General features: G+C 46.5%; 18 protein-coding genes. 15 read left to right on the forward strand and 3 right to left on the reverse strand.

Going from position 1 to position 14670, the window contains the following annotated elements; genetic code table 11:
* Nucleotides 1-48: 48 nt before the first annotated feature.
* The 10 genes from SB24_RS18680 (at nt 49) to SB24_RS18725 (ending at nt 8501) form a co-directional block, all read left to right on the forward strand.
* Nucleotides 49-531, forward strand: coding sequence for a glutathione peroxidase (locus tag SB24_RS18680; RefSeq protein ID WP_007409521.1), 483 nt, complete (start codon nt 49-51; stop codon nt 529-531).
* A gap of 11 nt (nt 532-542) precedes the next feature.
* Nucleotides 543-1151, forward strand: coding sequence for an HD domain-containing protein (locus SB24_RS18685; RefSeq protein ID WP_007409522.1), 609 nt, complete (start codon nt 543-545; stop codon nt 1149-1151).
* A gap of 68 nt (nt 1152-1219) precedes the next feature.
* Nucleotides 1220-2353, forward strand: a complete 1134-nt coding sequence (locus tag SB24_RS18690; RefSeq protein ID WP_032866274.1) for a conserved virulence factor C family protein — start codon at nt 1220-1222, stop codon at nt 2351-2353.
* Between the two features lie 253 nt (nt 2354-2606).
* On the forward strand, nt 2607-4283 hold the full coding sequence (gene ilvD, locus SB24_RS18695) for a dihydroxy-acid dehydratase (protein WP_007409524.1): 1677 nt from the start codon (nt 2607-2609) through the stop codon (nt 4281-4283).
* Nucleotides 4284-4364: 81 nt separating this feature from the next.
* Entirely contained in the window at nt 4365-4799 is a 435-nt protein-coding gene (locus tag SB24_RS18700) for a BrxA/BrxB family bacilliredoxin (RefSeq protein WP_003153619.1), read from the forward strand.
* A gap of 39 nt (nt 4800-4838) precedes the next feature.
* The gene (locus tag SB24_RS18705; RefSeq protein ID WP_007409525.1) at nt 4839-5609 is read left to right on the forward strand and encodes a class I SAM-dependent methyltransferase; all 771 of its coding nucleotides are present in this window, start codon (nt 4839-4841) and stop codon (nt 5607-5609) included.
* A 262-nt stretch (nt 5610-5871) separates the two neighbouring features.
* Nucleotides 5872-6480, forward strand: coding sequence for a YpjP family protein (locus SB24_RS18710; RefSeq protein ID WP_007409526.1), 609 nt, complete (start codon nt 5872-5874; stop codon nt 6478-6480).
* 99 nt (nt 6481-6579) lie between these two features.
* Complete coding sequence (locus SB24_RS18715) at nt 6580-7374, forward strand: thymidylate synthase (protein WP_003153622.1); 795 nt, start codon at nt 6580-6582, stop codon at nt 7372-7374.
* Nucleotides 7371-7856 carry a dihydrofolate reductase gene (locus tag SB24_RS18720; protein ID WP_007409527.1) on the forward strand — a complete coding sequence of 162 codons (486 nt, stop codon included), beginning with the start codon at nt 7371-7373 and terminating at the stop codon, nt 7854-7856. Before SB24_RS18715 ends, SB24_RS18720 begins: the two co-directional genes overlap by 4 nt.
* Before the next feature lie 21 nt (nt 7857-7877).
* On the forward strand, nt 7878-8501 hold the full coding sequence (locus SB24_RS18725) for a lysophospholipid acyltransferase family protein (protein ID WP_039254784.1): 624 nt from the start codon (nt 7878-7880) through the stop codon (nt 8499-8501).
* 39 nt (nt 8502-8540) lie between these two features.
* Here SB24_RS18725 and trhA read toward each other — a convergent pair whose 3' ends face one another.
* Nucleotides 8541-9179 (reverse strand): PAQR family membrane homeostasis protein TrhA, encoded by a 639-nt coding sequence (gene trhA, locus SB24_RS18730; RefSeq protein WP_007409529.1) that lies wholly within the window; start codon nt 9177-9179, stop codon nt 8541-8543.
* A 16-nt stretch (nt 9180-9195) separates the two neighbouring features.
* Nucleotides 9196-10188, reverse strand: a complete 993-nt coding sequence (locus SB24_RS18735; protein ID WP_039254787.1) for a sigma-54-dependent transcriptional regulator — start codon at nt 10186-10188, stop codon at nt 9196-9198.
* 184 nt (nt 10189-10372) lie between these two features.
* Between SB24_RS18735 and ilvA the strand changes: the two genes are divergently transcribed.
* From ilvA to SB24_RS18760, 5 genes are all read left to right on the forward strand, one after another.
* Entirely contained in the window at nt 10373-11641 is a 1269-nt protein-coding gene (ilvA, locus tag SB24_RS18740) for a threonine ammonia-lyase IlvA (RefSeq protein ID WP_032866271.1), read from the forward strand.
* 92 nt (nt 11642-11733) lie between these two features.
* Entirely contained in the window at nt 11734-11985 is a 252-nt protein-coding gene (locus SB24_RS18745) for a DUF2535 family protein (RefSeq protein WP_007409532.1), read from the forward strand.
* A 98-nt stretch (nt 11986-12083) separates the two neighbouring features.
* Entirely contained in the window at nt 12084-12665 is a 582-nt protein-coding gene (locus tag SB24_RS18750) for an SCO family protein (protein ID WP_023842866.1), read from the forward strand.
* A 77-nt stretch (nt 12666-12742) separates the two neighbouring features.
* Complete coding sequence (locus SB24_RS18755) at nt 12743-13498, forward strand: SGNH/GDSL hydrolase family protein (RefSeq protein WP_007409534.1); 756 nt, start codon at nt 12743-12745, stop codon at nt 13496-13498.
* Nucleotides 13499-13507: 9 nt separating this feature from the next.
* Nucleotides 13508-14071 carry a YpmS family protein gene (locus tag SB24_RS18760; RefSeq protein WP_007409535.1) on the forward strand — a complete coding sequence of 188 codons (564 nt, stop codon included), beginning with the start codon at nt 13508-13510 and terminating at the stop codon, nt 14069-14071.
* Between the two features lie 50 nt (nt 14072-14121).
* On the opposite strand, the gene SB24_RS18765 is transcribed toward SB24_RS18760, so the two are convergent.
* Complete coding sequence (locus tag SB24_RS18765) at nt 14122-14547, reverse strand: MarR family transcriptional regulator (RefSeq protein WP_003153639.1); 426 nt, start codon at nt 14545-14547, stop codon at nt 14122-14124.
* Nucleotides 14548-14670: the final 123 nt, after the last annotated feature.

The raw sequence follows: 14670 nt of genomic DNA on the forward strand, positions 1-14670 counted from the left end.
GTGTAAAACAGGTAAAATAAATGAAGAATGTAAAAAGGAGGGCCGCAGATGACAATTTACGATATAAACGTACGGACCATAACAGGCGAAGACATGACGCTATCGGCTTACAGAGGCAAGGTGATGATCATTGTGAATACAGCAAGCAAATGCGGGTTCACATCCCAGCTCAAGCAGCTTCAGGAGCTCTATGATACATATCGGGAGGAAGGTCTTGAAATATTGGGATTTCCCTGCAACCAATTCATGAACCAAGAACCTGGAAACGAAGCGGAAATTCAAGAGTTCTGTGTGAAAAACTACGGAGTCACATTCCCGATGTTTGCGAAAGTTGATGTCAATGGAGCAGACGCTCATCCTCTTTTCACATATCTGACGGAACAGGCGAAGGGGATGCTCGGCACAAAAGCGGTCAAATGGAATTTCACTAAGTTTATCGTGGACCGAAACGGTGAAGTCACCGGGCGTTTTTCACCGAACGTCAACCCAAAAGAGCTTGAAGATACGGTGCAGAGGCTTTTGGCCCGATAAGAGGTGATACGATGAACGAAAAAGAGCAGCTGGAAAGCGTCAGGAATTGGGTCAGAGAAAAGCTTATCAATGAACGAACGGGCCATGACTGGCTTCATATTTCCCGGGTCGCAAAACTTTCTGTGTACATTGCAAAAGAAGAAGGCGCCGACTTATTTATCACTGAGACGGCCGCGCTGGTTCATGATCTGATTGACGCCAAGCTCGAAAAAAGCGAAAGGCTGACGGCAGGCGAAGTGACAGAACGGCTGGCTGCTTTCAACATTGCGGATGGCTCCATTCAGGAGATCGCGGATATTATCACGAGAATGTCATTCAGACACAGGGAACTGCTGATAAAGCGGCCGCTTTCATTGGAGGGGAAAGTTGTTCAGGATGCAGACATGCTTGATGCGATCGGCGCAGCGGGCATCGGCAGGGCTTTTATGTTTGCCGGGGCGAAGGGTCACCCGATGTACGGAACTCAAACAAGTGTGCTGGCCCATATAGAGGATAAATTAATCAAGCTTAAAGGCTTAATGAATACAAAAGCGGGGGCCGGTTTAGCAGAGGAGCGGCATCAATTTCTTTTGCAGTTCGCCGCCCGTATCCAAAAAGAGGCCGGCATTTGCAAAAGCTAAGCGGCGCAATAGAACGCTTGTGCCGACTATGTTAGAATAAGTGTCAGATTGCGCATAGGAGGACCAATATGAAGATTAAATCAATAGAACCGACGCCGAGTCCGAACACGATGAAAGTGATTTTGACTGAAGAGCTTCCGGCAGGGAAAAGCAACAATTACAAGCCCGGTCAGGCAGGTGATGCTCCGGCTGTCGTACGTGATATTTTAAACATCGAAGGAGTAAAGGGCGTTTATCACGTTGCCGATTTCCTGGCTGTGGAGAGAAACGCCCGTTTTGACTGGAAGGAAATTCTGCCTCAGGTCCGTTCCGCCTTCGGAATGGAACATACGGAGCAGTCTGAGAGCCGTTCTGAACAGGAATCGTTCGGTGAAGTGAAGGTTTTCGTACAAATGTTCAGCGGAATCCCGATGCAGGTCAAATTGACGGACGGCGAACGTGAAGAGCGCTTCGGCCTTCCGGAACGTTTCCAAGAAGCCATCTTAAAGCTGCGTTCCGAAGCTTCAAATGTTGTATTTGAGCGGGCTTGGAAAGAACAAGGCGTGCGCTTCGGGGATTTTACCGAAATCGGACACGATGTCACAGAAGAGCTTCAGGCCGCCTACAGTGATGAGCGGCTCAAACGCCTGACAGAAGCAGCCGCACAGCAAAAGGGTGAGGCCAAACCTGCAGTGCAGCGGAAAGCTTATAAAGTGACTTTGGACATGCTCGATGATGAAGACTGGAAACAGCGCTATGCCCATCTTGAGCAAATGGATCCGGATGAAGACGATTTACCAGTATTGGAAAAGGCGCTGTATGATCCGAAGACTTCGATCCGAAGACAAGCCGTCGTTTATTTGGGAATGATCGAAAAGCCGTCTGTGCTTCCGCTGTTATACAAAGCGCTTGAAGACAAAACGGTGACGGTCAGAAGGACGGCGGGTGACTGTCTGTCGGATCTTGGCGATGCGAGCGCCATCCCGGCCATGACGAAATCGCTCAGTGACTCAAGCAAGCTCGTGCGCTGGCGCGCGGCCATGTTTTTATATGAGGTCGGCGATGAAAGCGCGCTGGAAGCATTAAAAGCGGCGGAAGACGATCCGGAATTCGAAGTCAGCCTGCAAGTCAAAATGGCGATTGAACGGATTGAGCACGGAGAAGAGGCGAAAGGTTCAGTCTGGAAACAGATGACTGAAAGCAGAAAAAAAGAACAGTTATAACAAAAAGGTGCGCCCATGCACCTTTTTTATTTGAATTCACTTTTTATAAAAATTATTTAGAATATTGTTGAAAAATGATTCAAAACTCTATATAGTAAGTACAATATTAATTGTTGGAGGGTTTTTATCGAAATACAGAAAGAATAGAAAAGCGAGACAGGGCAAAGACACTGTAAAATTTGCAGAACGCGCCCTAGAATAAACTGAAAATTTTAAAAATAGTGCACAGTCTAAAAACAGTAGGGGGATCACCATGGCAGAATTACGCAGCAACATGATCACACAGGGAATTGACAGAGCGCCGCACCGCAGCCTTCTTCGCGCTGCCGGCGTAAAAGAAGAGGACTTCGGTAAGCCGTTTATCGCGGTCTGTAATTCATACATCGATATCGTTCCCGGGCATGTTCACCTGCAGGAATTTGGAAAAATCGTAAAAGAAGCAATCAGGGAAGCGGGCGGTGTGCCTTTTGAATTTAACACGATCGGAGTAGATGACGGAATCGCAATGGGGCATATCGGCATGAGATATTCGCTGCCGAGCCGCGAAATCATTGCCGATTCAGTTGAAACGGTCGTCTCGGCGCACTGGTTTGACGGAATGGTCTGCATTCCGAACTGCGACAAAATTACGCCGGGAATGCTGATGGCGGCTATGCGGATTAATATTCCGACCATTTTTGTCAGCGGGGGGCCGATGGCAGCCGGCCGCACAAGCGACGGCCGCAAAATTTCGCTTTCTTCAGTATTTGAAGGCGTCGGCGCATATCAAGCCGGGAAAATCGGTGAAAGCGACCTGCAGGAGCTGGAACAGTTCGGCTGCCCGACGTGCGGATCTTGTTCGGGCATGTTTACGGCAAACTCCATGAACTGTCTGTCTGAAGCGCTCGGTCTGGCGCTTCCGGGCAACGGAACAATTCTAGCAACTTCACCGGAGAGAAGAGAGTTTGTGAGAAAATCAGCGGCCCAATTGATGGAGACCATCAAAAAAGACATTAAGCCGCGCGATATCGTCACCGAAAAAGCGATTGACAACGCGTTTGCGTTAGACATGGCTCTCGGCGGCTCAACCAACACAGTGCTTCATACGCTTGCGCTTGCCAATGAAGCTGGGGTTGAGTACTCTTTAGAACGCATTAACGAAGTGGCTGAACGAGTGCCTCACTTATCGAAATTGGCGCCGGCCTCGGACGTCTTCATTGAAGATCTGCACGAAGCGGGCGGTGTGTCGGCTGCCCTTAATGAATTGGCGAAAAAAGAAGGGGCGCTTCATCTTGACGCGCTGACTGTAACAGGCCGCACACTCGGAGAAACAATTGCGGGTCATGAAGTAAAGGATTATGACGTGATTCATCCGCTTGACAATCCGTTTACCGAAAAAGGCGGTTTGGCCGTCCTGTTTGGGAATCTGGCTCCGGACGGCGCCATTATCAAAACAGGCGGGGTGCAGGACGGGATTACAAGACATGAAGGCCCCGCTGTCGTCTTTGATTCCCAGGATGCCGCGCTTGAAGGCATTATAAACCGCAAAGTAAAAGAAGGAGATGTTGTCATTATCCGTTATGAAGGGCCAAAGGGCGGCCCGGGCATGCCGGAGATGCTCGCTCCGACGTCTCAGATTGTCGGAATGGGGCTTGGCCCGAAAGTGGCGCTTATTACAGACGGCCGTTTTTCAGGAGCGTCCCGGGGCCTTTCAATCGGGCACGTATCGCCTGAAGCGGCTGAAGGTGGCCCGCTCGCATTCGTAGAAAACGGCGACCATGTCATCGTTGACATAGAAAAACGGATTTTGGACGTACAAGTGCCTGAAGAAGAATGGGAAAAACGCAAGGCCGAATGGAAAGGCTTCGAGCCGAAAGTAAAAACAGGATATCTGGCCCGGTATTCCAAACTCGTAACAAGCGCCAATACGGGCGGAATCATGAAAATATAAAACAGAGGCCTGAACAATTGAATTCCGGCCCCCTCTATAGTATCCTTGACTTCATATAAGGATTTTAGAGGGGGCTTTTTTATGTCAATGGCTTATGAAGAATATATGCGCCAGCTGGTCGTGCCGATGCGCCGTGAGCTGACGGGTGCGGGTTTTCAGGAATTAACGACTGCTGAAGAAGTAGAAAGCTTTATGGAACAGGCAGAGGGCACGACATTGGTCGTTGTCAACTCCGTGTGCGGCTGTGCAGCCGGTCTTGCCCGTCCGGCTGCGACTCAGGCTGTTTTACAGCATGAAAAAGCGCCTGATCATACGGTTACCGTATTTGCCGGTCAAGATAAAGACGCAACTGCAAAAATGCGTGAATACTTTACAGGGCAGGAACCTTCCTCGCCATCAATGGCGCTGTTAAAAGGGAAAGAGGTCGTTCATTTTATTCCCCGTCACGAAATCGAAGGGCATGACATGGAGGAAATTATGAAAAATCTGACGGATGCCTTCGATGCGCACTGCTGAAATGCCCGAATTCCGGGCATTTTCTTTTTGGAGAAAAAGATGATCACAACGAGTTACCGACCAAGCGAATATACGATACACACAGCGCAGTCACTCAGTGTCAGGCTGGGTGACACTTACTGCAGCCGCAATAAACAGCCCATTGAAAAAATGCTGGAACGAGCGGCTAGCGATCTTTTAGTCATCGGAAAGGAACGGTTCGAACTTTACACGAAGCAAGGGGAGAAGTTCTTTTTTCACCCGAATACAGCGATGTTCCGCGCAAAGCGGTTTTTGAGAGGGGAAGCCGAGCCGTTGTTAAAAGCAGCCGGATTACGCGAAGGGGATTCCTTTTTAGATTGTACGCTCGGGCTGGCATCCGATGCGATTTTGGCAAGCCTGGCAGTCGGAAAAAGCGGACAAGTCATCGGCCTGGAGAAAAACAAGCTTGTCTCATTGCTTGTTGAAACAGGACTTCAAACGTGGGAAACCGGAATGGAGCAGCTCCAAACCGCCATGAAACGCATTCAGGTCAAACATGCCGACTGCGCCGATTATTTGCGGGAGCTTCCTGATTCATCGGTAGATGTCATTTATTTTGACCCGATGTTTCACGAACCTGTTGAAACGTCAGACGGCATTGCACCACTCCGCGCGCTGGCAGAAGAGGGTTTTAACGAAGAGTGCATCACGCAAGCCGTCCGGGCGGCGAAAAAATGCGTAGTGCTTAAAGACCATTGGAAAAGCCCGCGGTTTGAACGATACGGCTTCAAGGTGCTGAAAAGAAAGACGGCGCTTTTCCACTTTGGTGTCATCCATGTGAGCTCATGATATCTTGGGCTTCTTTTTCGTTAATCAGTGATTTCCATAACGACAAAATAAAGCAGCGTGAGAAGTGATACAGTCGCAAATAAAGCGTTAATCATCTCATCCCCTCCTTTTTCTCCTTCTTATTGTAAGCGGTTTATCCGCTCGGTCACAGTTACCAATTTCCCATATTGCATGATAATACGCTGCCGGACATGACGCCGCGCTTTCATCTATGCTAAAATAAAGGAAAAGAGGACAATAAAACAGAGGGGAACAATCTGTCATGAAATTGTGGATGAAAAAGACCCTTGTGGTTCTGTTTACCATTGTAACGTTCGGACTCGTGTCTCCTCCGGCTGCTTTGATGACAGACAAGCCTTCAGGACAGTCGAGCAGTCTTGAGCAGAATGATTACACCGCTTTTTATGATGAACACGCTCTGCCGGGAGAAGAGAAGGCAGGGCGGGAGCCTGAATTACTGTTTCAATCGTATCAGCAGCAGCTTCTCGGTGATGCTGAAAATCAATCATTTTTAAAATTCGGCAGCAAAATCTCTCCGGTCATTGAAGATGATTACAGAAGTGAAATTCTGCCGAAAATCGAAGATGTGATCACAGGACATTTAGCCAAGTTTCAAGATGATGAAGCGTATCAGGATGTGGTTATTTCCAGCAAACCGTCGGCCGGAAAAACTGAAAAAATTTTTCATGTGTATAACAGGCTGACGGGTGAAGATCTTTTAAGGTTCCACGTCCGCCGGGATCATCCTCCGCAAGACGGCTACTGGTTTAATTTTCATTACCATACCGCTGAAGACGGATTTCAATCACATCATGAGCTCGGCAGCATTTACTGGGACCGCAATACGCCGCCTGACTGGATGAGCGTGTAATAGCGAGAAGAAATAAAAAAATCATTTCTGAGAAATTTTGCAGAAATGATTTTTTATTGTGTTACACTACTAAAAGACTACTTTAAAAGGATGAAAAAAATGAAACAATATAAAGATTTGTGCCGTCATGTGTTAGAAAACGGAGAAAAAAAAGGAGACCGTACGGGAACGGGTACGATCAGCACGTTCGGCTACCAAATGCGGTTTAACCTTCAGGAAGGTTTCCCGATGCTTACGACGAAAAAGCTCCATTTTAAATCCATCGCGCATGAGCTGCTTTGGTTTTTAAAAGGAGATACGAATGTCCGCTACCTTCAGGAAAACGGAGTCCGCATCTGGAACGAATGGGCGGATGAAAACGGAGAGCTCGGACCGGTTTACGGTTCTCAATGGCGTTCATGGCGCGGAGCGGACGGCGAGACCATCGATCAAATCTCCCGGCTGATTCATGACATCAAGACAAACCCGAATTCCAGACGTTTAATCGTCAGCGCCTGGAATGTCGGCGAAATTGATCATATGGCGCTTCCGCCTTGCCACTGCCTGTTTCAGTTTTATGTCGCGGACGGAAAACTGTCGTGTCAGCTTTATCAGCGCTCAGCGGATGTCTTTCTCGGCGTGCCGTTTAATATTGCGTCTTATGCGCTTTTAACAATGATGATCGCGCATGTGACGGGGCTTGAACCGGGTGAGTTTGTTCATACATTCGGAGACGTCCACATTTACCAAAACCATGTGGAGCAGGTGAATTTGCAGCTGACAAGGGATGTCCGTCCGCTGCCGAAACTGCGGTTTGCGCGAAATGTTGATTCTATTTTTGATTTTACGTTTGAAGACTTTATCATTGAGGATTATGACCCGCATCCGCACATAAAAGGAGCTGTCAGCGTATGATTTCGTTTATTTTTGCGATGGATGAAAACCGGCTGATCGGAAAAGATAACGATCTGCCTTGGCACCTTCCCGATGATCTCGCATATTTCAAAAAAGTGACGACGGGCCACACCATTGTAATGGGGCGGAAAACGTTTGAATCAATCGGACGCCCGCTTCCGAACCGGCGTAACATCGTTGTAACCTCACGGGACGAATCTTTATTCCCGGGCTGTATTACCGCCGACTCGGCTGAGGAAGTGCTCAAGCTGATCCCGGCAGATGAAGAATGCTTTGTGATCGGCGGCGCCCAGCTGTACAGTGCGCTCTTTCCTTATGCGGACAGACTCTACATGACAAAAATTCACCATGTCTTTGAAGGAGACCGTTTTTTTCCGGAATTTAATGAAGCTGAATGGGAATTGACATCCCGCAAACAGGGAGTAAAAGATGAAAAAAACCCTTACGATTATGAGTACCTTGTATACGAGAAAAAGAATTGAGTTTAAGCAGGGGGACAAGAATTGATTCGTTACGGCTGCCTTGTGATGTACGTTGTATTTATGTTCATGAAAAATATTCAGGAATATATCAATCAAAAAGAGCTTGACCCGCGGCTTTCTTTTCAAAAACAGATGAGGCTGGTGTATGAGCGGCCGAAAGCCTTTATGAGAGGCTGCATTGACGTGTCGGGATCGGCAATCGGCATTCATCATGATCAGCCGATACCGGACGGCCCCGTATTGTATGTGCCTCCCAGATTGCGCCCGGCTGATCTTCTGCTGCTTGCGGGACATCTTGAAGAGCCGGCTGGTTTTATCGCTGGCGAGAAAGCTTTCCGGATGCCGTTTCTCGGAAATTGGCTGCGGCTGATGGGTGTCATTTGTGGCGGAGACAGCCGGGATGCAGTGCTTCATGAGGCGGAAGTCCGTCTGCAAAAAGGGCAAAGTCTGATTCTGTCCGAAGACGGCAAAATCAATCCGGAGGAACTGGCCCTTCGTTTCGACCTCCCGATTGTGCCTGTCAGCACTTCGGGAACAGACCGGCTGCTGCGGGGCAGATTACTGAAACGGCTGAAACCGGCTGACATTGAATTACATATAAAGCCCGCTTATTTTCCGGCCGGTCAGAAACGGCTCCGTGCATAAAAAAAGCACAGTCTCTATAGAGAGGCTGTGCTTTTTATTTCAGATAAAGGGGACTTTGACGCAATAAAATAAAATACAGAAAAACATCGAGGCGCTGCCGCCTAAAACAAAACTGTGCCAAATGGCGTGATGATACGGAACCTTTCTCCAAATATAAAATATTGTGCCGGCGGAATACAATAAACCGCCGAAAAGAAGAAGGCCGAAACCGGGGCCTGACAGCGAAGCGTACAGCGGTTTAATGGCGACGATGATCAGCCAGCCCATCATTAAATAGACAAGCGTTGAAAAAATGATAAACCGCTTCACGAAAAAGATTTTAAACACGATGCCTCCGATGGCAAGCGACCAAACAATAATTAAAAGGGTCAGACCGAGCGCCCCTTTAAGGGGTCCTAATAAAAATGGCGTATATGTTCCGGCTATTAATACGTATATCGCGGAATGATCCACAATCTCAAGAATGTCTTTCGTTTTTTTATGCTGAATGCTGTGCAAAAGAGTCGAGCTGAGATACAGCAGCAGCATTGAAGCGCCGAAGATTGAAAAGCTGACGATGTCTGTCGGCGAGCCGTATTTCACCGCGAAGATAATGAGAAAAATAAGCGCCGGAATCGACAGCAATACACCGATTCCGTGTGTGACGGCATTTGCGATTTCTTCTTTTATTGTGAACAATCAAATGTCCTCCTTTTTAAAGGATTTGTTTTTGCAGTGACTGCAAAAAGCTCAACCCTTCTAATGTAATTTTTGTTCCAGCGCGTCCTCGGCCTTTTGTCACATAGTTCATCTTTTCTAAGTAATCAAGCCTGTTTCTGACCTGCTGGGGCGATAATGTCATTGTGCTGTTTTCGCTTAATTCGGATATGCTCCGTCTGCTGGCGGGTTCGCCTTTTGTATTTAAGTCTTTAATTGATTCCAAAATAAACAAAAACTCTTCTTTCTCCATCAATGTCAGCCGTTTTTCTTTTTTCTTAGCTGTTTTCACTTTCTGGCTGTTTTTGATATACAGCGGGACATCATCGGGATAAATCGTGCTGCCGGATGCTGCCGCGGCCATATAGTACGCCGCATTTTGAAGTTCTCTGATGTTGCCGTTAAAGGTGTGCCGCTCAAACAGCGGATAAACGGACGGATCGATATGAACATGCTGCCCCGTGGCTGTCAGCATATGCTGCAGAAGAAGCGGTATATCGCTTTTTCGTTCAGATAAAGCAGGGAGCGGAAGGCATAACACGTGAAGCCTGTAAAATAAATCTTGGCTGAACGTATTTTCTGCGTCGGTATCACCAAGATCCGCCGTGCTGCTTGCAATGATGCGGGCGGAAAGCCCGGCATCCAGCTCGGAAAGAAGGCGGGCCTGTACCGAGAGCGGCATGTCTCCGATTTCATATAAGAATAATGTTCCGCGGCGGGCCCTGTTTAATGCGCCTTCAGCGCCGAACAGTTCATATTCGAGCCGCTCTTCGCTTTGGCTGCAGTGAACGGTAATAAATAGTTCGCTGTTTCTGCGGGATTTATGGTGGATCGCTCTGGCCATTTGTTTTTTTCCGGTTCCGACTTCACCCGTTATGAAGACTGGCAAATCAGATAAAGCAAATTGCGAGGCCAATCGTTTCGCTTCTGAAAAGGTGTGATGTTCGCCGGCTAGCTGATAAAAAGGATCAGTTTGTTCAATTACACTCATGAATTGGCTCCTTTTGGTTCTAATTGGTTTAAGTATAACACGTTTGTGCGATCGAAAATATCTTTTTCTCTTGTATCGGTTCATTTAATTTTATTTACAAAATTAAAATAATTGTCTTATTATTTGAATATTCATGTTATAATGGCATATTAAATAGGGATTTAAATAAGAAAGGACTCTGTAAATGAAACCGTTGCTTAAAGAAGACTCTCTCATCCAGGTAAAAGACATTTTAAAAGCGCACCAAAATGTAAAGGACGTTGTGATACATACGCCTTTGCAGAGGAATGACAGACTTTCTGAGAGGTATGGCTGCAACATCTATTTGAAAAGGGAAGACCTGCAGGTGGTCAGATCATTTAAGCTCAGAGGGGCTTATAATAAAATGAGGCAGCTCTCAAAAGAGCAGACTGAAAACGGAATTGTATGCGCAAGTGCGGGAAACCATGCGCAGGGGGTTGCGTTTTCATGCAAACACCTCGGCATTCACGGCAAGATTTTTATGCCGTCAACCACACCGAGACAGAAAGTATCCCAAGTGGAACTGTTCGGAAAAGAATTTGTTGAAATCATATTGACGGGTGACACTTTCGATGATGCGTATAAGAGTTCTGCGGAATGCTGTGAAAAAGAAAACCGCACGTTTATTCATCCGTTTGACGATCCCGATGTCATGGCCGGACAGGGAACGGCTGCCATCGAAATTTTAAATGACATTGACGTTGAACCGCATTTTCTTTTTGCAAGCGTAGGGGGAGGAGGACTCCTGTCCGGGCTCGGCACGTACATGAAAAACATATCGCCGGATACAAAAATCATAGCGGTAGAGCCGAAGGGCGCAGCCTCCTATTTTGAATCGAAAAAAGCCGGACAAGTGGTTGAACTTGAGAAAATTGATAAATTTGTCGATGGGGCGGCCGTAAAAAAAATCGGCGCGGAAACCTTTCAAACGCTCGAAACCGTCGTCGATGACGTTGTGCTTGTCCCGGAAGGAAAAGTGTGCAGCACGATTCTCGAATTATATAATCAATGCGCCATCGTAGCGGAGCCGGCGGGGGCATTGTCCGTGTCAGCCCTTGATCTGTACAAGGAAGAGATTAAAGGGAAAAACGTCATCTGCATGGTCAGCGGAGGGAATAACGACATCGGCAGAATGCAGGAGATGAAGGAACGCTCCATGATTTACGAGGGGCTGCAGCATTATTTTATCGTTAATTTCCCGCAAAGGGCGGGAGCGCTTCGCGAATACCTAGATGAAGTGCTTGGGCCTGATGAGGACATCACCCGGTTTGAATACACGAAAAAAAATAACAAAAGCAGCGGCCCCGCATTGGTCGGCATTGAGCTCAAGCATCGGGAAGATTACGGCGCGCTCATTGCCCGGATGAATCAAAAAGGATTTCATTACGTAGAGGTGAATAAAGATCAGGATCTGTTCCACCTGTTAATCTGACTTTTTTTAGAACGGCCGCGCAAAATGACAGACACGCTTTCTCAGATTGTATATAATAAAAAGAAAACAATCGAAAAAGAAGGATTGATATCTTGTTACTCAAAAGCCTAGAGTTCAAACGACAGGACGGGATTCAGGTAAAAGTGACAGAAATACCGGTTGTCACGGAAGGTGAACATTATTTTTTTCAAATTCATCAGCACCTTGAGCTTTATTTGAGAGAGGTTTTTGCTTCACAAAGTGTGAGAACAGTGTATTCATTCCGACAATATGTCAAGCGCCGTATGAAGTGGAAAGATTACGAGGCCGTTTTCAACCAAGAGATTTTAAAACATAACGCATAACGGTGCATATTCCTTAGCGCCTTCCTTTTGATAAGGGAGGGTGCGGGAATTTTTTTATGATGAATGCTGTAAGCGTTTTATCCATGGGGGGAATGGAAATGAAAAAAATGAAAATCTTCGCTGCCGTCTTTTGTTTGCTGCTCTTGTGCGCCTGCGGGGGGAAAACGATAAAAGACCCGCTGAACTATCAGATTGAACCGTTTTCATATCAGAACCAAGACGGGAAAACAGTGTCACTGAAAAGCTTGAAGGGGCATGTCTGGATTGCCGACTTTATGTTTACAAATTGTAATACGGTCTGTCCGCCGATGACGGCCCACATGACCGAACTGCAAAAAAAACTGAAGGCTGAGAATCTGGACGTGCGGATTGTGTCGTTCAGTGTAGATCCTGAAAAGGATACGCCGAAACAGCTGAAAGCCTTTGCTTCCAAATATCCGCTTTCGCTTCGCAACTGGGATTTTCTGACCGGTTACAGCCAAAAGGACATTGAAGATTTTGCGCTGAACAGCTTTAAAGCAATCGTCAAAAAGCCGGAGGGAGAGGACCAGGTCATACATAAAACCTCTTTTTATTTAGTCGGACCTGACGGGACGGTGCTTAAAGATTATGACGGCGTGCAAAAGGTTCCGTATGATGACATCCTCTCAGATGTCAGAGCGGCTGAGGAGCTCAAGTAAACTGGCAGATTAGACATTTTCAAATCTGAAAAAACATGTTACACTTTCCACTAGTAGACGGGGAAGGAGCAACCAGATTGAAGCTGCGAATGTTCTCATTGATCGCCGGACTGGCTTTGCTTTTATCAGCTTGTTCTGTCCAGCGCACCGGTTCTGACACTGAAGAACCGAAAACGAAAGATCATATTGTCATAGCTGCGGTCGGTGATTCATTGACTGAAGGAGTAGGAGATCCTGACGGTTCAGGATACGTCGGCAGGGCAGCGGAGTCTCTTAAGAAAAAGGGACATGTGAAAACGGTTGATATTAAAAATTATGCGGTGCAGGGTGACAAAACGTCTGACCTGCTGGAAAAGCTTGATAATAAAAAAGTTCAGAAATCATTAAAGAGCGCCGACTATATCTTTTTTACCATCGGCGGTAATGACTTAATGAAGGTGCTCCGCCAGAATATGATGCAGCTGACGGTTCAGCCGTTCCAAAAGGAAGAGAAACCTTTTGAAAAACGATTCAAGGCGATCGTTTCAAAAATCCGCAAATATAATGAAAACGCAGAGCTGGTGTATGTCAGCATGTATAATCCATTCACGTTTACGCTGCCTGAATTAAAAGAAATTAATGGGGTTGTAACGGATTGGAACAAGATCGCCGCAAAAGAGCTGGAAAAAGATCCTCACGCCGCCGCGGTGAATGTTGAAGACTTGTTCAGTCAAAAAAGCGGCAGCAGACGGATTTCAAAGGATGATGATTTTCATCCGAACGCAAAAGGGTATGCACTTATCGCCGATCGATTGTACGGCATCATTGAAAAACAAGGGTTACCAGCAGAATAGGGTGAAATGATGAAAAAGTGGAAATCGCTGTTTTTTGTTCTTCTCGCACTCAATGTGATTGCCGCCGCGGTAATTGTGACATTATTGGTTATGCCGGGAGAGCAGGCGAAAATACAAGATCAGACAAAAAGTGAGTACGGCTTTCATATCACGAGCTCGAAAGAATCTCTTGCCAGGTTTGTGAATGCGTACTTAAAAGAGAAGGCATCGAATCAGCTTGACTACAAAGTGGACATCAATAACGATGTGCACGTGGCAGGTAAAATCAAAGCATTCTCAACCTCCATTAACGCGGTCGTCACATTTGAACCGTCCGTACAGGAGAACGGAGATGTGATGTTGAAAGTGACGAAGTTTTCCTTAGGCGAATTAAGCCTGCCGATCAGCTTTGTGCTGAATTATATGGACAGCTTTTATGAACTCCCGTCATTTGTGCACGTTCATTCCGGGGATAAAAGCATCGAGATCCGTCTGTCGGAAATGCCTTTAGACAACGGCATGTATGTAAAAGCGGATAAAATCAATCTCGACACGGATGAAATTGAATTTTCCTATTATCATCCGAAACAATAAGTTTTCATAAAAAAAACACAGATCCTTTCAGGGATTTGTGTTTTTTCGTGTCAGCGTTTTTTGTCCAGCTTGCTGAACAGTTTGATTAACGTTGCGAGCTCTTCATCAGAGTAGCAGTCAAACCGTTTAAAAAAGTATTCTGTTTTTTTCTGGTTGAAATGATCGACAATTTTCTCCCCGGCTTCCGTAATATGGATTCTGATAATTCGCCTGTCCTCTTTGGAACGGATGCGGGTGATCCATTCCTTTTCTACTAAAGCGTCGGTCACTGCGGTAATATGGCTTGCGGAGACCTCAAGAATGGGGGCGAATTCCGTTACTTTTTTAGGCCCTTGTTCACTGAGAATCCGCAAAATGGTGAATTCGTTCCTGGACAGCTCTTTATCTAGAATTTCATTAACTTCATTTCTGATTTGTTTAAACACTTTTCGAAGCAAAGCTTCCATATCATACATCATTTGTGTCCTTACTTTCAAATCATGAACCTCCAATATGTAGTCAGCGTGGCATTCGTTCAGCTTCCCCTGAAAGCAGAATTATTTTTATTCTGTTTATACATGCTATAATATAATAATACCACGTATGAACAAAGGAGGGCA

Origin of the sequence: Bacillus sp. Pc3 (assembly GCF_000815145.1) — a bacterium.
In the GTDB taxonomy this organism is placed as follows: domain Bacteria; phylum Bacillota; class Bacilli; order Bacillales; family Bacillaceae; genus Bacillus; species Bacillus velezensis.